General features: G+C 66.5%; 15 protein-coding genes. 6 read left to right on the top strand and 9 right to left on the bottom strand.

The genetic code is table 11. The features are described from left to right. Positions 1 to 145 precede the first annotated feature (145 nt). From CR918_RS02585 to lpxH, 4 genes are all read left to right on the top strand, one after another. On the top strand, positions 146 to 3,073 hold the full coding sequence (locus tag CR918_RS02585) for a TonB-dependent receptor domain-containing protein (RefSeq protein ID WP_032977399.1): 2,928 nt from the start codon (positions 146 to 148) through the stop codon (positions 3,071 to 3,073). 166 nt (positions 3,074 to 3,239) lie between these two features. Continuing rightward, entirely contained in the window at positions 3,240 to 4,385 is a 1,146-nt protein-coding gene (locus tag CR918_RS02580; RefSeq protein ID WP_099841979.1) for a glycosyltransferase family 4 protein, read from the top strand. Beyond that, positions 4,366 to 4,905: a phosphatase PAP2 family protein gene (locus CR918_RS02575; protein WP_099841978.1), complete on the top strand. Its 540-nt coding sequence runs from the start codon at positions 4,366 to 4,368 to the stop codon at positions 4,903 to 4,905. The genes CR918_RS02580 and CR918_RS02575 overlap by 20 nt, the downstream gene beginning before the upstream one ends. A 17-nt stretch (positions 4,906 to 4,922) precedes the next feature. After that, positions 4,923 to 5,669 carry a UDP-2,3-diacylglucosamine diphosphatase gene (lpxH, locus tag CR918_RS02570; protein WP_025878109.1) on the top strand — a complete coding sequence of 249 codons (747 nt, stop codon included), beginning with the start codon at positions 4,923 to 4,925 and terminating at the stop codon, positions 5,667 to 5,669. 87 nt (positions 5,670 to 5,756) lie between these two features. Here lpxH and CR918_RS02565 read toward each other — a convergent pair whose 3' ends face one another. Next, complete coding sequence (locus CR918_RS02565; protein WP_025878107.1) at positions 5,757 to 7,010, bottom strand: zinc-dependent metalloprotease; 1,254 nt, start codon at positions 7,008 to 7,010, stop codon at positions 5,757 to 5,759. 226 nt (positions 7,011 to 7,236) lie between these two features. Here CR918_RS02565 and CR918_RS02560 point away from each other — a divergent pair, with 226 nt between their 5' ends. Next, positions 7,237 to 8,703: a DUF2235 domain-containing protein gene (locus tag CR918_RS02560; RefSeq protein WP_099844212.1), complete on the top strand. Its 1,467-nt coding sequence runs from the start codon at positions 7,237 to 7,239 to the stop codon at positions 8,701 to 8,703. A gap of 74 nt (positions 8,704 to 8,777) precedes the next feature. Here the strand turns inward: CR918_RS02560 and CR918_RS02555 are convergent, their stop codons facing one another. The 7 genes from CR918_RS02555 to CR918_RS02525 form a co-directional block, all read right to left on the bottom strand. Beyond that, the gene (locus CR918_RS02555; protein ID WP_032977403.1) at positions 8,778 to 9,602 is read right to left on the bottom strand and encodes a ferritin-like domain-containing protein; all 825 of its coding nucleotides are present in this window, start codon (positions 9,600 to 9,602) and stop codon (positions 8,778 to 8,780) included. A gap of 10 nt (positions 9,603 to 9,612) precedes the next feature. Continuing rightward, positions 9,613 to 11,079 carry an amidophosphoribosyltransferase gene (gene purF / locus CR918_RS02550; RefSeq protein WP_025878104.1) on the bottom strand — a complete coding sequence of 489 codons (1,467 nt, stop codon included), beginning with the start codon at positions 11,077 to 11,079 and terminating at the stop codon, positions 9,613 to 9,615. Between the two features lie 30 nt (positions 11,080 to 11,109). Next, positions 11,110 to 11,889, bottom strand: a complete 780-nt coding sequence (locus CR918_RS02545) for a CvpA family protein (protein WP_025878103.1) — start codon at positions 11,887 to 11,889, stop codon at positions 11,110 to 11,112. A 46-nt stretch (positions 11,890 to 11,935) separates the two neighbouring features. Continuing rightward, complete coding sequence (locus tag CR918_RS02540; protein ID WP_099841977.1) at positions 11,936 to 12,973, bottom strand: SPOR domain-containing protein; 1,038 nt, start codon at positions 12,971 to 12,973, stop codon at positions 11,936 to 11,938. Positions 12,974 to 13,054: 81 nt separating this feature from the next. Then, positions 13,055 to 14,326, bottom strand: a complete 1,272-nt coding sequence (gene folC / locus CR918_RS02535; protein WP_033830448.1) for a bifunctional tetrahydrofolate synthase/dihydrofolate synthase — start codon at positions 14,324 to 14,326, stop codon at positions 13,055 to 13,057. Positions 14,327 to 14,368: 42 nt separating this feature from the next. Further along, on the bottom strand, positions 14,369 to 15,013 hold the full coding sequence (locus tag CR918_RS02530) for a histidine phosphatase family protein (protein ID WP_025878100.1): 645 nt from the start codon (positions 15,011 to 15,013) through the stop codon (positions 14,369 to 14,371). A gap of 199 nt (positions 15,014 to 15,212) precedes the next feature. Beyond that, positions 15,213 to 17,375: a S46 family peptidase gene (locus tag CR918_RS02525; protein WP_025878099.1), complete on the bottom strand. Its 2,163-nt coding sequence runs from the start codon at positions 17,373 to 17,375 to the stop codon at positions 15,213 to 15,215. A gap of 289 nt (positions 17,376 to 17,664) precedes the next feature. Here CR918_RS02525 and tdh point away from each other — a divergent pair, with 289 nt between their 5' ends. Next, on the top strand, positions 17,665 to 18,687 hold the full coding sequence (tdh, locus tag CR918_RS02520; RefSeq protein ID WP_032952044.1) for an L-threonine 3-dehydrogenase: 1,023 nt from the start codon (positions 17,665 to 17,667) through the stop codon (positions 18,685 to 18,687). Positions 18,688 to 18,872: 185 nt separating this feature from the next. Here tdh and CR918_RS02515 read toward each other — a convergent pair whose 3' ends face one another. Next, complete coding sequence (locus CR918_RS02515) at positions 18,873 to 19,565, bottom strand: TorF family putative porin (RefSeq protein WP_032977413.1); 693 nt, start codon at positions 19,563 to 19,565, stop codon at positions 18,873 to 18,875. Between the last annotated feature and the right edge of the window lie 145 nt (positions 19,566 to 19,710).

The raw sequence follows: 19,710 nt of genomic DNA, 5'->3' as shown, positions 1-19,710 counted from the left end.
GTGTAGCGACACAAACCGACACATGCTCTTTACAGAGCATTAACCAACGAGACTACTATCGGGTCATCGGCTCGGTCATGGACCGGCCGATTCCTTCGACGCCCGTTTTGGCGTCCTTTGCACGACCCGAGAGAGAGAGCTCGTCATGACTTCACGCACCACCGCACTGGGGCAGGCCATCCGCTACGCCCTGGCAACCACCGCGACGCTGGCTGCGCTGCCGGCGTTCGCCCAGAGCAGCAGCACCGCTTCGCCGACCAACCTGGACCGCATCGAGATCACCGGTTCGCGTATCCGCCAGGTGGACGTTGAAACGTCGCAGCCGGTACTGGCGCTGACCCGCGCCGACATCGAACGCCAAGGCTTCAGCTCGGTGTCGGATATCCTGCAGAACGTGACCGCGATGGGCAGCCCGACCATCAGCCGTGCCAACGTGCTGTCGGCCGGTGAGGATGCCGGTGGTACCTACGTGAACATGCGCAACCTGGGCACCCAGCGCACGCTGGTGCTGGTCAACGGCAAGCGCCTGGGCATCAGCACCTCCGGCTACCAGGACGTGTCGACCCTGCCCGTGTCTGCGGTCGAACGCATTGAAGTGCTGAAGGACGGCGCCTCGGCCATCTACGGTTCCGACGCGATGGCCGGCGTGATCAACATCATCACCCGCACCAACGTCAACGGCGTCACCGCCAACGTCTACCACGGCCAGTACAGCGAGGGCGACGGCGCCCGTGATCGCGTCGACGTGGTTGCCGGCTGGTCCAACGACCGCTTCTCGGCCACCTTCGCTGCCGAACACTCGGAAGAAAAGGCCGTGTGGGCGCGCGACCGCGGCTTCAGCCGTTACGGCAACACTGACCGCCACCCGACCGATGGCTGGACCACCAACAGCCAGTGGGGCCAGTTCTACGGCGTGAAGGGCGGCCCGGGCTGCACCAAGGCAGCCGGTTGCGACTACGCGCTCAACCGCGGCACCGACCCGACCAACCCGGCGAACTACCACTTCACCGATCCGACCGCGTTCACCGGTGATGTCAGCAACACCAATGAACAGATGCACCTGAGCTACCCGATCAAGCGTGATTCGCTGTACTTCTCGGGCACGGCCAACATCACCGACAACGTCCGTTTCAAGGCCGAGCTGGGCTACAACAAGCGCTCCTCGACCCGCGTCACCGCCGGCTATCCGTTCGACACCGCCACCGCCAAGATCAAGGGCATGTCGGTGGACAGCTACTTCAACCCGTTCGGCAACCAGCACGGTTACGCCAAGCCCACCGAGGTGAGCTGGAACCGCCGCCTGTGGGAGGTGCCGCGCACCAGCACCAGCGAGCTGAAGACCTACCGCGCCGTGGCTGCGTTCGAGGGCTCGTTCGACATCGGTGAGCGCTACTTCGACTGGGAAGTGGGCTACCAGTACAACAAGAACGAACTGCGCCAGAGCACTTTCGGCAACCTGCACAAGGGCCGCGTCGAACAGGCTACCGGCAAGTCCTACCTGAACCCGGCAACGGGCAAGGTCGAGTGTGGTGCGCCGGGTGCGCCGATCGCCAACTGCATGCCGTGGAATCCGTTGATTCCCTATGGCGTGGAAAGCCCGTACGGCATGACCAACAACCAGGCCCTGCAGGACTGGCTGTTCCCGCCGGAGAACGCAACCGGCCGCACCACCTCCAAGAACGCCTTCGCCACCATCAGCGGCAGCCTGTTCACCCTGCCGGCCGGCGACCTGGGCTTCGCCTTCGGCGTCGAAAACCGCGAGGAAACCGGCAAGTTCGTACCGGACCCGCTGGCGCAGACCGGTGCCACCACCAACCTGGCCGCCGGCCCGACCGGTGGGTCGTACAAGGTGAAGGAAGCCTACCTGGAGTTGAACGTACCGGTGCTGGCCGACCTGCCGGGTGCGCGTGAGCTGAGCTTGAACGCGGCGACCCGCTTCTCGGACTACAACACCTTCGGCAATACGCTCAACAGCAAGTTCGGCTTCAAGTGGAAGCCGATCGACCAGCTGCTGGTGCGTGGCACCTGGGCACAGGGCTTCCGCGCTCCGACCATTTCCGACCTGTACGGCGGTGGCTCGGAAACCTTCGCCAACTTCTCCGACCCGTGTGACAGCAAGTACGGCTCGGCCCGCAGCAGCGCCGAAGTGCGTGCCCGCTGTGCACGTGACATCGCCGATGTGGCCAACTTCCGCCAGCTGGACAACCGCAACCAGCCGACCGAAGGCTCCGTCGCCGCTACGCCGACGCCGTTCACCTCCGGCTCGAACCCGGACCTGAAGCCGGAAACCTCGACCAGCCGCACGTTGGGCGTGGTCTGGAGCCCGACCTTCATCAGCAACTTCAACGTTTCGCTGGACTGGTGGAAGATCCGCATCGACGACACCATCGTCGACGACAGCCCGAACCAGATCCTGATCGACTGCTATGAGCAGGGCCTGGCCGACCGTTGCGCGCGCTTCACCCGCAACGCGACCACCGGTATCGTCACCGGCCTGAAGTTCGGCAACCGCAATGCCGGCTTCATGGAAACGGAAGGCTACGACATGGACCTGACGTACCGCCTGGATACCGACTACGGCAAGCTGAGCACCTCGTGGTCGACCACCTACGTGGCCAAGGACGTCTTCCGCTCGTCCAACGACAGCACGATCGTGCCGACCGTCAACAACGGCATCGCCACCAACACCGGCATCGGCTTCCGCGTGCGTTCGAACCTGACCGTGGGCTGGGATCTGGAGAACTTCGGCGTCAGCTGGACCGCACGCTACTATTCCAGCGTCAAGGAACAGTGCGTCAACCCGGGCAAGTACGCCGACGAGTGCTCGGACCTGAACGTTGCAGCTCCCTGGTACAAGGGCACGCGCAACTACAACGAGCGTGGTTCGGTCACCTTCCACGACGTCCAGTTCCGCTACAACCTGCCGTGGGATGCCACCGTGTCGGTCGGCGCCAACAACGTGTTCGACAAGCAGGGCCCGGTCATGTACACCAAGCCGCGCTCGGTCTTCTCGTACTACGGCGGCTATGACATCGGTCGTTTCATCTACATGAAGTACACCCAGCGCTTCTGATCCTCGCGCTGTCGCAACACCACGACCACGGCCCTTCGGGGCCGTGGTTTTTTTGTGCCGCTGAACTGCGCAGGCACCGCCTTGCCCGGTCGTCATCGCGTTGTCGCAAAGCGGTCATGTCGGCTACATCGCCAGGCCCGAGCATGCGTAAAACCGGAGGCCCGCCATGCGCTATGCCATCGTCACCGAAACCTACCCGCCGGAGATCAACGGCGTCGCACTGACCGTGCAGGGCCTGGAGCAGGGATTGCGCGCCGCCGGCCACGAGGTCGACCTGATCCGTCCGCGACAGGTCAGCGAAGCACTGGATGCGGCGCCGGGCACCCTGCTGGTACCGGGCGCGGCCTTGCCGCGCTACCCCGGCCTGCGCTTCGGCCTGCCGGCACCGATCCGGCTGGGCCGGCACTGGCGGCAGCAGCGCCCCGATGCGGTCTACGTGGCGACCGAAGGTCCGCTGGGCTGGTCGGCACTGCGCACCGCGCGCCGCCTCGGCATTCCGGTGGCTACCGGATTCCACACCCGCTTCGACGAATACCTGCCCGACTATGGCGTGGCGTGGCTGCAGTCGGCGGCAATGCGCTGGATGCGCCGCTTCCACAACCAGGCCGACGCGACCCTGGTGCCCACCCGCGAACTGCAGGAATTCCTGAGCGACCAGGGCTTCGAGCGCGTGCGCCTGCTCGCCCGTGCGGTCGACAGCCAGCAGTTCGACCCATCACGCCGCGACCCGGCGCTGCGCGAGGAATGGGGTATCGATGGCACGGGCCTGGCGGCGATCTACGTTGGCCGCATCGCCGCCGAAAAGAACCTCGGCCTGGCGGTGAAGGCCTTCCGCAAGCTGCAGCAGGTGCGCCCGAAAGCGCGTTTCATCTGGGTCGGCGATGGCCCGGCGCGCGAGAAACTGGCGCATGAGAATCCCGATTTCATCTTCTGCGGCATCCAGCGCGGCGATGCCCTGGCCCGACACTTCGCCAGTGGCGATCTGTTCCTGTTCCCCAGCCGCAGCGAGACCTTCGGCAACGTGACCCTGGAAAGCATGGCAAGCGGCCTGGCCACGGTTGCTTTCGACTACGGCGCGGCCCGCGAGTACCTGCGCAACGGCGAGAACGGTGCCGCAGTGGATGACGACGAGCAGTTCGTGCAGGCAGCGGTGCAACTGGCTGCCGATGATGCCCAGCGCCGCGGGTTGGGTGGCAACGCGGCACGGGCGATGAAGCGGCTGCACCCGCAGCAGGTGGTGGCGGAGTTCGAAAGCCTGCTGGCGGAACTGGCCAGCGCGCGGAGGAGCGGACATGCGCACCACGCCGCTTGAGCTGCTGGCCGGTCGCGAAGCCCGGTTGTGCCGCCGCGCCAACCACTACTGCCGACGTCGCCGCGTGCGGCGCGTCTTTTCGGTCATCAGCCGGCTCGGCGATGGCGTGTTCTGGTATGTGCTGATGGGCGCGCTGGTGCTCATCGATGGCTTCGACGGCCTGCGCGCATCAGTGCACATGGCCGCCACCGGCCTGGCCGCGCTGCTGCTGTACAAGGGCCTGAAACGCTGGACCCGGCGGCCACGGCCGTACGCGGCCGACCTGCGTATCCGTGCCTGGGTGGCGCCGCTGGATGAGTTCAGTTTCCCGTCCGGCCATACCCTGCACGCGGTGTCGTTCACCATCGTCGCGCTGGCCTACTACCCTTGGCTGGCGCCGCTGCTGGTGCCGTTCACCCTCGGCGTGGGCCTGTCGCGCGTAGTGCTGGGCCTGCACTACCCAAGCGACGTTCTGGCTGCCACCGGCATCGCTGCACTGCTGGCCTCGGCCAGCCTGGCCTGGCTGCCGTTGCCGGTGTGATGCCCTAGAATGTCCGCATGACCACGCTGTTCATTTCCGATCTGCATCTGGACCCCAGCCGTCCGGCCATCACCGACCTGTTCCTGCGCTTCCTGCGCGAGGAAGCGCCTGGCGCCGATGCGCTGTACATCCTCGGCGATCTGTTCGAAGCCTGGATCGGCGATGACACCCCCTCGGCCGCAGCCGACGCGGTGGCCGATGCGCTGAAGGTACTGTCCGACAGCGGCGTGCCGGTCTTCTTCATCCGCGGCAACCGTGACTTCCTGCTGGGCGAAGACTATGCCCGCCGCGCAGGCCTGCGCATCCTGCCGGACCCGTGCATGATCGAGCTGTACGGCCGCCCGGTACTGCTGCAGCACGGTGACCTGCTGTGCACCGATGACATCCCCTACCAGCAGTTCCGTGCCCAGACCCGCGACCCGGTCTTCCAGGCGCAGTTCCTGTCGCAGCCGCTGGAAGCGCGTATCGCCTTCGCGCAGAAGGCGCGTGATGCCAGCCAGGCGCGCCAGTCGGAAATGAAGCAGGGCGACCGTGCGCAGTTCGAGACAGTCACCGACGTGGCCCCGGCCGAAGTGGAAGCCACTTACGTGCGCCACGGCGTGGACACGATGATCCATGGCCACACCCATCGCCCGGCGATCCACACCCTGCAGGCCGGCGGACGCAGCTGCACCCGCATCGTGCTGGGCGACTGGTACGAACAGGGTTCGGTGCTGCGCGTGGATGCCAACGGCTGGACCCTGGATACGCTCAGCCGCGCATGATGGATCGCAGGATGCCAACCAAGGTTGGCATCTACCAGAGCAGGTGCACGCGCCCTGGTAGACGCCGACCCTGGTCGGCGCTTGGACTCAGCGGAAGGCCGCGATGGTGGCCTTGGTATTGACCAGCACGCGCTGGTTGTCGGCACTGCTGGCGATGCCCATCGGCACGCCGTTGTAGCTGATGTTCGGATTGGACCAGTAGTTCAGCCGCGGGCAGCCGGCCGAGCAGTCATAGGCCATGATCGTGCGCCAGCGCGATCCGCTGGCCGGCTCATAACGATAGCCATGGCCATAGGCATACGGCGACGTGCTCGGATCACTGGCGATGTCGTGCCGTGCGCTCTGCAGGTGGCCGATTTCATGGGCGAACGAGTAGTAGCCGGTGGCGCAATCCCAGTACACCGCAGCAAACGCGGTCGATGCGGTGGAACCGATGCCCGACGCCAGTCCGCAGTAACTGGTGTTGTTGATCAGCAGTACGCCGACGTCGGCGGCGGTGTTGTTGCGGCTGGTGTGGATGCTGTCCATGTAGCCGTCGCTGGTGCCACGGAAGCGCGACAGGTCGGTGGTGAAATTGCCGGACTCGGTGTAGTTGGTGGTTTCATAACCGGCCAGCTGCAGGGTGAGGCCTACGTTGCTGTTGGTGTAACCCTGGTTGGATTCGGCAACCGCCAACTGCACCAGCGACTGCATGTTGCCACCGTAGGCGGTCACTGCCGCATTGGTTGCCACCACCAGCACGCGGATGGTCGCCGGGCTGCCTGAGGAGGCCTGCGCAGTGCCGAGGCGATCATTGGCAGGCATGGCGATCTTCGGCAACTGGTTGTAGTCGGCCGGATGATCGGCCGGCATCCGCGATTCATCCACCTCGACCAGCACGTGGCGATTGCCCAGCGGACGCAGACGATAGAGTTTGCCGTCCTTGCGGATCGAGCCGGTGAGGGTATTGCCCGAGCGCACCAGGATCAGCGAATTGCCCGGATCGTCCTGGCCATTGGACGTGGCCGCCTGCAGGCGATCGGACGGAGCGCGCAACTGGCCGTACCAGATGCTGCCACCATCGGGCAGCGCCTCGACCTTGCTGCGAACGGCCTGCACCTTCTGCCCGAGCAGCTCGAATTCCAGCTGCGGCTGCGCGGTGGCGGCAGCATCGACACGCACTTCCTGTACGGCGGCGGTGGACGGGGTGGCCAGCAATCGCCCCAGTGCCGGCTCGCTGGTGGCCGATGCACGGCTGAGCACGGTGACCGGCTCGAACAGCGGCGCCGCATGGGCGGCCGCGGCTACCGACAATCCCAACAACAGACCACCTGTCGCTTTACCTATCGATCTGGACATCATCTTGTCGCTCCTTGAAGTGAAGTGGACAGCGTTGATGCAGCACGACCCGGGGTGCCGGGTCCGGCCATCAGGCCTGCGCAGGGCGTGTGAATTCAATAGACGAGAGGAATGGAAATCCCGATCTGTGATCGACCGCATCTGCGTTCAGTCAGGTCAAAAGCGTCAGTACACTTCGCCAACACACGGCTTTCGCGCTACCGTGACGTGGCCACGACAGGGGATGCACATGGCGCCAGCGCAGCACAGCGGTGACACGACGGCTGATCCGGGCCTGCTGCGGATCGGCCTGTTCTTCGATGGCACCCGCAACAACGCACACAACCTGGCGCAGGGCCACCGGCAGGTGCCGCGACCGCGCCCCGCCCTGCTCCGTGCCGATGATGATTCGACCTACCAGAGCCGGTTGACCAGCAGCTACGACAACGGCGCCACCAACATCGCGCGCCTGCATCAGTTGTATCCGGACAGCCGGCGCACGCCCGGCAGTACACCTTCGCTGGCGATCTACGTGGAAGGCGTCGGCACCCGCGATGATGCCGAAGACGACCTGATCGGCCTGGCCTTCGGTATCGGCGCCAGTGGCGTGCAGGCGAAGGTGCAGCGTGCGTTGCAGGTGCTGTTGCCGGCGGCACTGACGGCTCTTGCGTCGCAGTGGCGCGCGCCCCTGCACAGCGTGCAGCTGGATCTGTTCGGCTACTCGCGCGGCGCGGCCTCCGCGCGTGATGTGGCCAACCATCTGCGCGGATGGGACGGCGCGCGCTGGCGACAGCTGCTGCAGCAGGCGGGGCTTTCATGCAGCGCCGATTTCGCCCTGCCACGGCCGATATTGCGCTTCATCGGCCTGTTCGACACGGTGGTCGCCGTCAACGGCGGCCGCGCCGACGAACACCCCCGCATCGCCCTGCCCGCAGGCATCGCTGAGGCCGTGCTGCAGCTCAGTGCGCGCGACGAGCATCGCCAGCACTATGCGCTGACCACGGTGGCACCAGCCCATCCCGAAATCGCACTACCCGGCGTGCACGCCAACATCGGTGGTGGCTACGACCAGGTGGAAGAAGGGCCCAAGCTGCTCAGCCGGCCGCGGCGGCAGCAACTGCGCCGGCCTGGCGTGGAGGACTACCAGACACCGCCCCTGGCACTGCTGCAGGCGACCACCGCGTACGCTGAAGCACAGGCCGACGCCGAACGCTGGCGGCAGCAGCTGGGGTTGAACCCGAAGGAAGTGTGGGTCGATGTCTGGCACCAGTGGCAGCAGCAGCGACGCGCGGGCAGCCGCAGCGTGCTGATGTCGCCGGTGCTGTACGTCACCGCTGCGGTGGTGCTGCACCGGCGCATCGATTGGCGCTACCAGCTGGTTGCGCTGCAGGTGATGCAGCAGCACGCCATCGCTGCCGGCGTGACCTGGACTACCGACGCGGCCAAGGTGGCGGGTTGGGAACTGCCCAGCGCGCTGCAGCCGATCGCGCGCCGCCTGATTGCCGGCCAGCCGTTGACCCCGACGCAGGAAGCGTTGCTGCGCCGCCGTTACCTGATGCAGTCCGCACACTGGAATTTCGATGCGCTGGGCGATACCGCCCTGACCTACACCGCCGACGCCGGTGTCAGCGAGCTGCCGTATCGCCCCGGGCCGGGGCTGTTCTACATCAACCGGCCGACGGTGGATGGCAGACGCGTGGTGTTGCCGAACGCATGAGAACCAAAAAGGGGACGGAGGGAATCACGCCGTTTGTGGCACAAACGACTTGATTTCCTCCGTCCCCTTTTCCTTCAACCCGCCTGTTCGACCAGGTTGGCGAGCTCATCCGCATCGAACCCGGCCAGCAGGCGGGCCTCGATATTGAACGGCCCGTGCAGGTAGCCACCCGCATACTCGACCAGCAGTTCCTTGAAACGCGCTCGTGGCTCGACGCCGGCGCGCTCGCAGTACCAGCGGAACCAGCGCGATCCGGCGGCAACATGTGCAACCTCCTCGCGCAGGATCACCTCCAGCACGTCGGCGGTTTCGCCATCGCCGACGTTGCGCAGCTTGTCGATCATGCCCGGGGTCACGTCCAGCCCGCGCGCTTCCAGCACGCGCGGCACCAGCGCCATCCGCGCCAGGCCGTCGTGCGCGGTCTTCTCGCACATTTCCCACAGGCCGTTGTGCGCAGGGAAATCGGCGTACTCATGGCCATGTGCCAGCAGACGCTCGCGCAGCAGCATGAAGTGGCGCGATTCGTCGTCGGCGCAGCTCACCCAGTCGGCATGGAACGCAGCCGGAAGACCGCGGAAGCGGTACACCGCGTCCCAGGCCAGGTCGATCGCATTGAGCTCGATATGGGCGATGGCATGGATGAACGCCGCACGCCCTTCCACCCCGCCCAGGCCGCGCCGGGGCACTTCACGCGGATGCACCATCACCAGCTGCGGCGGCCGGCCCGGCATGCGGATCGGATCGGCCGGCGGTGCATCGGCCGGTACGTTCAAGCGGCCCGCGCGGAACGCGGCAGCGTAGGCCTGGGTCAGTGCGACCTTGCGCAGCGGATCGGCTTCGGCCAAGCACTGCTGCGCGGCGCGCAGCAGATTGCCGCCGACGTCAGGCACGTCGATCACCGCATGGACCTCAGGCGCGGCGCTTGTGCTTGGCGTCGTCCGAACGCAGCTGCTGGATGCGTTCGAAGTAGCCCGGCTCGATGCCCGTCGGGTAATGGCCGTTGAAGCACGAGGAATCGAAGTTGCGCAGCGCCGGATTGCCTTCGCTCACCGCCGCTTCCATGTCTTCGATGTCCTGGTAGATCAGCCAGTCGCAGCCCAGGTGCGCTTCGATTTCCTCGATGCTGCGGTTGTGCGCGACCAGCTCTTCAGCAGCCGGCATGTCGATGCCGTAGATGTTGGGGTAACGCACCGGCGGAGCGGCGCTGGCCAGGTAGACCTTGCGTGCGCCGGCGTCACGCGCCATCTGCACGATCTGCTGGCTGGTGGTGCCGCGCACGATCGAGTCGTCCACCAGCAGCACCACGCGGTTGCGGAATTCCAGGTGGATCGGGTTGAGCTTGCGGCGCACCGACTTCACCCGTTCGCCCTGGCCCGGCATGATGAACGTGCGGCCGATGTAACGGTTCTTGATGAAGCCTTCGCGGTACTTCACCCCGAGCACGTTGGAGATCTCCAGCGCGGCATCGCGCGAGGTGTCCGGGATCGGGATGATGGTGTCGATGTCGTGGTCCGGGCGCAGGCGCAGGATCTTCTCGCCCAGCTTGATGCCCATGCGCATGCGCGCCTTGTGCACCGACACGTTGTCGATCATCGAATCGGGGCGTGCGAAATACACGTACTCGAAGATGCACGGGGTGTGTTCGGCCGGCTCGGCGCAGATTTCCGAGAACAACTCGCCGCGCGCGGTGATCACCAGTGCTTCGCCCGGCTGCACGTCGCGCACGCGCTGGAAGCCCAGCACGTCCAGCGCGGCCGACTCGGAGGCAACAATGTATTCGTCACCCTCGGCATGGCTGCGCTTGCCCAGCACCAGCGGGCGGATGCCATGCGGATCGCGGAAAGCGACCAGGCCCAGGCCCAGCACCACGCTGACCACCGCATAGCCGCCCTTGCAGCGGCGGTGCACGCCGGCAACCGCGCGGATGGCGGCTTCCGGGCTGAGCTGGCGCTGCTGTTCCAGTTCGTAGGCGAACACGTTCAACAGCACTTCGCTGTCCGAATCGGTATTGACGTTGCGGCGGTCCTGCTCGAACACCTGCTGGCGCAGGTCCTCGGTGTTGATCAGGTTGCCGTTGTGGGCCAGCGCGATGCCGTACGGCGAATTGACGTAGAACGGCTGTGCCTCGTCCATGCCTTCCGAACCGGCGGTCGGATAACGCACGTGGGCGATGCCGACGCTGCCTTCCAGGGTGGACATGGTGCGTGCATCGAAGACATCGCGGACCAGGCCGGTGGCCTTCTGCACCCGCAGGCGGCTGCCGTTGACGGTGGCGATGCCCGCCGCGTCCTGGCCGCGATGCTGGAGGACGGTCAAGCCGTCATACAACTGCCCGGCGACGTTCTGGTTGCCGACGATTCCGACGATGCCACACATGATGCGAGGTCTCCGCTGGGCTGTGCCCAGTTACAAGGAAGGTGGCCGTGCCTGGCCAGAGTTGTCGCCGCGTCTGCGGTCGACATTGGCCGGGTCGTCCGGCTCGATGCTGCCCGGTAGTGCTGGGGCGTCCGGGCGCACTTCGGCCGGATCGTATGCCTCGCCCTGTTCCGCCTTCGCAGGCCGCAGCCATCCGCTGCCCGCCACTATCTGACCGAGTACGCCATTATCGCCTGTCGCCCCCGGCTTGCCCACTCCGGCGCCGGCGCTCTTGCCCAGCTCCATCAACGCAGATGGGGACAGCGCGTCCATCGGCAAGGCCTTGGGCAGCAGGTCGGTGCCCGGCACCTGCCACTGCGGCAGCTTGCTGTTCATCCAGGCCACGGCCGGGTTCAGCACCGGGCGCAGCGCCGAGCCGCGCCAGGAGGGTTCGGCGGTAAGCGGGGTGAAGCCGGCCAGCAACAGCAGCACGGCCGCGATCAGCCCGCCACGCACGGCACCGAGGACCCCGCCCAGCAGGCGGTCCAGGCTGCCCAGCATGTTGCGGTGGACGATGGCCTTGATGACCATGCCGATCACGGCGACCACGACCATCACGCCGATGCCGACGCTGAGGTAGCCGCCGATGAAATGCTCGCCGCCGGGCGCAGCCGGTGCGGCCCACCAGCGTGCGGCGTCATTGCCGAAGGCGAAGGCCGCCCAGGCGGCCACCAGCCACGATACGGTGCCGATGACGATGCCCACGAAGCCGCGCAACAACCCAAGCAGGGTGGAGGCGGCGATCACGATCAGCAGCACCACGTCGATCATGGCGCCCCGCTCCTTCGGCGGCGCTGGCAACGGGGCTGCGTACAGGTCATGGGTGCGGTCGCACCATGCCGGCCACGCCGACCTTGGCGGCGACCTGCGCCTTCAACTGTTCAGCATCGGCGCGGTTGGCGACCGGCCCGACACGGACGCGATGCAGGCTGCCCTTTTCGGTACGCACCTGCTCGACGAAGGCGCTGAAGCCTGCCGCGCGCACCTTGTCGCGCAGGGCGTTGGCATCGTTGGCCTGGCCAAATGCGCCGAGCTGTACGGCAAAACCCACTCCGCTGGCGGCCGGTGCGGCCGGCGTGGTCGGCGGCGTGGCCGGCTTGCTGGCGGTCGCTTCCGGCTTGGGCTCGGGCTTCGGTTCCGGCTTGGCCACCGGCTTGGCCGGCTCCGGCTTGGCGGCCGGCGGCGCTGCTGCGGTTGGCGTACTCGGCGGCAGGCTTTCACTGCGCACCGGGTTGCCGGTCGCCGACGGCGTGGCCGCCGCGACGGGAGTACTGACGCTCGGCGCGGGCGTCGGTGTGCTTGCCACCGGTGCGCTGGTCGAGGGCTTCGCATCGAGCGTGATGACTTCTGCCTTCACGTCGGCACGCACCTTTACCGCCTGCAGCCGGGCCGCTTCGGCCTGGACACGGTCGGCATACGGCCCAACGCGAACGCGCCAGGCCGGGCGACCGTTGATCGATGCGGTCTCGATGAAGCCCGGAAGCTGCGAACGCTTGAGGTAGGCGATCACCGCATCGGCGTCGGCCTGGCTGCCGTAGGCGCCGAAGGTCACCGCGTAGTTACCGGCGGCGACGGCTGGCGAGGTGTCCACGGTCGGCGGTGTCGCCGGGGCGGCGGCCTCCTCGACGGGACGGGCCTGGCCACTCTGCAACCCGGTGGCGCCGCCGGCCGGTGCGACCAGCGGCAGTTCACGGGTTTCAAACTGGCCATCGGCCGGCGCATCGGGCGCGGCGATCGGCACAGAAGCGACACCGCTGTCCGGGGCCGGGCCCTTGACGAGCATCGGCAGGAAAATGACGGCCAAGGCCACCAGGACGATGGCACCAATCAGACGCTGTTTCAGGGGCGTATCCACGTAGGGCAGGCGGCAGGCTGGACGTTGCGGTCGATTATACGGGTGCGCGACCGCACGGCGTCGGTAATGGCTGAACGGCGGTCAGGCGTGGGCCTGCAGCCATTGCAGCGCAGCGGCGGCGGTATGGAAGGAACCAAATACCAGCACCCGGTCGCCGCGCTCGGCGCGGGCCAGCACCTGCGCCATAGCCTGTTCGACCGTGCCGGCCAGCGCCGCAGTGGCTGCCGCAGTATCTGCCAGCCGTGCCTGCAGTTCCGCCGCACTCTGCCCACGCGCGCCATCGAGCCCGGCCAGGGTCCAGTCGCTCACCACCTCCTGCAGGGCCTGCACCACGCCCACGGCGTCCTTGTCCTGCAGCGCGGCGTATACCGCCAGGGTGCGCCCGGGGGATGCCTCGGCCTTCAGCGCGCGCGCCAGCTGGCCGGCTGCCTGCGGGTTGTGGCCGACATCGACGCGAACCTGCACGCCATCGCGCTCGAACGCCTGCAGGCGCCCGGCGATGCGCGCCGCTGCCACGCCTGCGGCCCATGCCGCGCGCGGCACCGGCCTGTCCAACGCGCGCAGCGCCGCGATCGCCGCACCGGCGTTGGCCAGCTGGATCGGCCCGGCCAGCGTCGGCGTCGGCAGTTCCAGGCGGGTGCCGACATCGCGCCAGCGCCAACGCTGCGCGTCGATCGGTTCGTAGAAATAGTCGCTGCCGCCGCGGATCGCATTGGCACCCACCAGGTAGGCGCGCGCCAGCACGCTCGACGGCGGATCGGTCTCGCCCAGGATCACCGGCTTCCAGCCGCGGATGATGCCGGCCTTCTCGGCACCGATGGCCTCGCGGTCCTCGCCCAGCCATTCGGCGTGATCGATGTCCACGGTGGTAATCACCGCCACGTCGGCGTCGACGATGTTGACCGCATCCAGGCGGCCACCGAGGCCCACTTCCAGCACGGCCAGATCAAGATCGGCATCGGCGAACAACTGCAGCGCGGCCAGCGTTCCGTACTCGAAGTAGGTCAGCGTCACGTCACCGCGCGCTGCCTCGACCGTGTTGAACGCGGCCACCAGTGCGGCGTCATCGACATCCTGGCCATCGATGCGCACGCGCTCGTTGTAGCGCAGCAGGTGCGGCGAGGTGTACGCGCCGACCTTCCAGCCCGCAGCACGCGCGATGGCCTCGATGAAGGCGACGGTGGAACCCTTGCCGTTGGTACCACCGACCACGATGGTGTGCCTGGCCGGCGTGCCCAGGCCCATCGCGGTGGCCACGGTGCGCACGCGCTCCAGTCCCATGTCGATGCTGGCTGGATGCTGGCGTTCAATGTAGTCCAGCCATTCGGCCAGAGTGGTCGGGGTGTTCTTCACGGCAAGGCTTCCAACAGGTGCAGGTGGTTCAGGGCAGAAGATTCAGAGTGCGCGGTGCTTGGCTTCACCGAAGAACGGCGTGTGGTGGGCGCAGTCGTTCAGGCGCACCACTTCCAGGCTGTCCAGGTCGGCGCCTTCAAGCAGGTTGAGCGTGGTCGGTGCCTGGCGGAAGGTCCACAGCCGCGACAACGGCAGGCCCAGCACCTTGCACAGGATCACCCGGTTGACTGCATCGTGGGCGACCACCAGCAGGGTGTCGTGTTCGCCAAGGCCTTCGGCGGCTCGGGCCAGGCCGCGCCAGCTGCGCTCCAGCACCAGGCGCAGCGATTCGCCACCGGGCATCAGCACGGTGTCCGGTTCATTGCGCCACGCCTGCAGGCGCGACGGGTCTTTTTCGTTGATTTCGCTGGCCAGCAGGCCTTCCCACTCACCGTGGGCGATTTCCTGCAGCTCCGGCTCGGTCAGCAGCATGTCGGCGCGTGCAGCACCCAGGGCCAGTTGCGCAGTGCGTTGGGCGCGTGACAGCGGTGAGGCCACCGCGCGGGTGATGTCCACCGAAGCCAGGCGGGCGCCAAGCGCCTGGGCCTGGGCCTCACCGATGGGCGAAAGCGGGATGTCGATCTGGCCCTGGTAGCGGCCTTCGGCGTTCCACGGCGTTTCGCCGTGACGGGCAAGCAGGATGCGCATGCGAACAAGGGGTCCTTGGGGGAGGAGTTCCGGCGCATTGTTCACATCCTGTGAAGTGCGCGGAACAGGGATGATACCTGTTCGGCGGACCCGGCCGGTCGGGGCATGAAAAAACCCCGCGACAGACGTCGCGGGGTTTCAGAAACTCCGGCTATCTGGTCGAGGTTGCCGGCCAGCGGCCGGCACTACCGCAACCGGTTTATTTCGCCAGGTTCAGTTCCTTCAGCAGCTGCGGCGCCGGCGCCACTTCCTGCATGATCCACTGCATGTAGCGGCTGTCGACGGCGATCATGCGGGTCATCACCGGGTCGAACACCCAGTTGGAACTGACCGATTCCCAGTTGCCGTCGAAGGCCAGGCCGACCAGCTTGCCGTTGGCATCGAGCACCGGCGAACCGGAGTTGCCGCCGGTGATGTCCAGGTTGGACAGGAAGTTCACCGGTACCGAACCGATCCGCTTGTCTTCCAGACCGCCGTAACGCTTGGCCTTGACCGCATCGAGCAGGGCCTTCGGCGAGTCGAACGGATCCTCACCGGTTTCCTTCGCCGCCACACCTTCCAGGGTGGTGAACGGGGTGTACTTCACGCCGTCCTTGCCATAGCCCATCACGTTGCCGAAGGTGATGCGCAGCGACAGGTTGGCATCGGGATAGACGAACTCGCCCTGGCTCTTCTTGTAGTCGGCCACGGCCTGCAGGTAGAGCGGACGAGCGGTCAGCGATTCGCCCTCGCGGATTTTCTTCTGCTCTTCCTGCTTCAGCAGCGCCGGCATGACGGCCACCGCGTACTGGATGGCCGGATCATTGCTGGCTTCAAACGCAGCGCGATCGGCCTTGAACCACTTCAGGCGGTTGTCCAGGCTGCCCAGTCCGGTGCCGCCCAGCTTGGTCACCAGCGACTTCACCGCAGTGGCATCGCTGCCGGCCAACCACGTGTTCAGCACCTCGTTGTCGCGCTGGGCGGCCGGCAGGGCCACGTACTGGTCCAGCCAGTAGGTCTGCAGCTGCTGGTCCATCTTCGCCACGTAGCGGCGATCCATCTGCTTCAGGCTGCCCTCGATGGTGGTCAGGTCGCGGTCCTGGTAACCCGCTTCGCGCTCGGCATCGGGCTTGCTGCGCTCGATCGACAGGCGGTACAGGGTGATGGCCGCGCCCACTGCAGAGGTGTTGTTGAACTGGCCGACGAACAGGTCGCGCTCGCGCGTCGACTTGCTGGTATCCAGGTGCTGCAGCAGCTGCGCGTGCGCGGCAAGTGCCGGCTTGCCGGCAGCGCCCTGCTTCTTCAGCCAGGCCAGCACCGCCGCTTCTTCGGCCTGCTTCTGGCCGGCGGCATCGATGCGCTTGAAGCCTTCCAGCTGGCCCAGGTAGTTCTTGGCCACGTTGTTCATGCTGGCCGCGGTGGCGGCGTACTTCACCTTGACGTCGGCGTCGGCCTTGCCGGCGTCGGCGATCATCTTCAGCACCGCGTTGTAGTGGCGGGCGATGGTCGGGTAGGTGAAGCTGGCGGTCTCGTTGAACTCGCCGGCCAGCGCGTAGCGGTTGGTGCGGCCCGGGTAGCCGGCCACCATCACGAAGTCGTCGGCGCCCAGCGGCGTATCGGCGAACTTCAGGAAGTGCTTGGGCTGGTAGGGCACGTTGTCGGCCGAGAACGCCGCCGGCTTGCCGTCCTTGCCGACGTAGGCACGGTAGAACGAGAAATCACCGGTGTGGCGCGGCCACATCCAGTTGTCGACGTCACCGCCGAACTTGCCGACGCTGCCCGGAGGTGCATAGACCAGGCGCACGTCCTTGATTTCCAGGTTGCGGAACAGACGGTAGGTGTTGCCGCCGGAGAATGAATACAGGCGGCAGCGGAAGCCGGCATCGGCTTCACACGCGGCGACCTGGGCCTTGTCGAAAGCGTCCAGCGCACGGCTGCGGGCCAGCGGGTCCTTGCCGGCGCCGGCGATGGCCGCCTTGGCCTGGGCAGTGACGTCGGTGATCTGGTCGAGCACGAACACGCGGGCGTTCGGGCCGGCACTCAGTTCATCGCTGAGCTTGGGCGCGTTGAAGCCGTCCTTGATCAGGTTCTTCTGTGCGGTCGAGTTCAGCTGGATCGCACCATAGGCACAGTGGTGGTTGGTGACCACCAGGCCCTGCGGGGAGACGAAGCTGGCGGTGCAGCCGCCCAGCGCGACCACCGCGCCCATCGGGTCGCCGGTCAGGTTGGCCAGCTGTTCCGGGGACAGCTTGAGGCCGGCCTTCTGCAGCGGGCCGGCGATTTCCGGCAGCTGCTGCGGCACCCACATGCCTTCAGCGGCATGGGCGACCTGGACCAGCCCAAGGCTGGCGACGACGGAGAATGCAAGCAGGTTCGAGCGCATGGAGCGGCCCCTGGTAGTGGAACCCTCGATTGTAGCCCGCCGCCCTGCCCCGGCCCGAACCCCGGAAGTCATGGCCCCCGGCCCGCCGGGCATGGCCCGGCGCTACCCGCGCGATTTGCCGGTAGCGCCGGGCCATGCCCGGCGAACGCAGTGGCGCTGTTCGAAACGCCCGCCTGCGCACAGCTTTCGTTCCACCACTGCACCCGCAGCGCAACATGGGAAATCCGCGTGGCGCCCTATAATCCGCGCTTTCCCCCTGATGAGTTCCACCCCGATGGCGCAGCAAACGATGAAGGCCCTGGTCAAGCGCGAAGCGGCCAAGGGCATCTGGATGGAAGAGGTTCCGGTGCCGACCCCGGGCCCCAACCAGGTCCTGATCAAGCTGGAAAAGACCGCGATCTGCGGCACCGACCTGCATATCTACCTGTGGGACGAATGGAGCCAGCGCACGATCAAGCCGGGCCTGACCATCGGCCATGAGTTCGTCGGCCGCATCGCAGAGATCGGCCCGGGCGTGACCGGCTACGAGATCGGCCAGCGCGTGTCGGCCGAAGGCCACATCGTCTGCGGTCACTGCCGCAACTGCCGCGGCGGTCGTCCGCACCTGTGCCCGAACACCGTCGGCATCGGCGTCAACGTCAACGGTGCGTTCGCCGAATACATGGTGATGCCGGCCAGCAACCTGTGGCCGATCCCCGACCAGATCCCCTCCGAGCTGGCCGCCTTCTTCGACCCGTACGGCAATGCCGCTCACTGCGCGCTGGAATTCAACGTCATCGGCGAAGACGTGCTGATCACCGGCGCCGGCCCGATCGGCATCATCGCGGCGGGCATCTGCAAGCACATCGGTGCACGCAACGTGGTGGTGACCGACGTCAACGACTTCCGCCTGAAGCTGGCCGCCGACATGGGCGCCACCCGCGTGGTCAACGTCGCCAACACGTCGCTGAAGGACGTGATGAAGGAACTGCACATGGAGGGCTTCGACGTGGGCCTGGAAATGAGCGGCAACCCGCGCGCGTTCAACGACATGCTCGACTGCATGTACCACGGCGGCAAGATCGCCATGCTCGGCATCATGCCCAAGGGTGCCGGCTGCGACTGGGACAAGATCATCTTCAAGGGCCTGACCGTGCAGGGCATCTACGGCCGCAAGATGTACGAGACCTGGTACAAGATGACCCAGCTGGTGCTGTCCGGCTTCCCGCTCGGCAAGGTGATGACCCACCAGCTGCCGATCGACGACTTCCAGAAGGGCTTCGACCTGATGGAAGAAGGCAAGGCCGGCAAGGTGGTCCTCAGCTGGAATTGACCCTTCGGGTCAATTCCCCCGCAGGTTTCCTTATCCCCGCGCCGTCGGCGCGCCCCCTTGAACAACAAGGGGGCTCTCCCCCAGATGGAATCAAGAACGCTGCGGAATCGAAAAAGGCGCCCATTGGGCGCCTTTTTCGTGAAGCGTGCCAGGCAAGCCAGGCACCTACCGTAACGCCTGCGGCGTTACTTGCCTACGGCCACGCTCAGCATCACCCGGCTGTGGGCCAGCTTGCCGGAGTTGTCGCGGCCGTTGCCATCGGTGCCGTAGTAACCCAGGCCGACATTGAACAGGCCGAACTGGCGGGCGACGCCGACGTTCCAGTCGGTGTAGTCCTTGGCGATACCGTCCTCGAAGGTGCTGCGGCCGACGTTGGCGTTGAGCGTGAAGTCCTTCGGCAGGCCCCAGCTGCCACCCAGGCCGAAGTACCAGCCGTCGGTGCTGCTGTTCCACACATCGTTGCTGTAGGCCACCGTCAGCTTGTAGGTGTCGTCCAGCGTGGTGGTGGTGATCAGCTCGTTGTAGTTCTGGTGGCTGGCCTTGAGGTAGGTGTAACGGTTCAACAGCACGTCGAAGTTGACGCGCTCGGTCACGTCCACGCCGTAGCCGATAAGGTAGTCGACCTCGGTCTTCGGATCGCCCGGACCGAAGTCCACGCCCGAACCCCAGACACCGGCATACAGGCCAACCGGGCTGGTGTAGGTGAAGCCGGCCTGCAGGGTCGGATCCTCATCGGTCTGCGACACACCACGGAACAGGTAGTCCGAGACGGCGGTGACGTTCCAGCTGTACGGAGATTCGTTGTCCTGGGCGCTGGCGGCGAACGGCGCGAGGGTCAGGGCGGCGGCAATGGCGAGGCAGGCACGGGCGTGCTTCATGAGCGTCTCCGGTGGGGTCGGTGGCGTGGAAGGCGGGGATCTGCAGCGGGCGCAGCAACCGGAGCCAGACAGCCCCGGTTCACGAATTTTTAACCCGTTTGCTATTGCGATGCAACATGTGCCGGCCATGGCGGTGCCCCATCCG

It is taken from the genome of Stenotrophomonas indicatrix, from assembly GCF_002750975.1.
In the GTDB taxonomy this organism is placed as follows: Bacteria; Pseudomonadota; Gammaproteobacteria; order Xanthomonadales; family Xanthomonadaceae; genus Stenotrophomonas; species Stenotrophomonas indicatrix.
The sequence above is the reverse complement of the archived record's forward strand: the minus strand, read 5'-3'. Positions and strand labels throughout refer to the sequence as shown.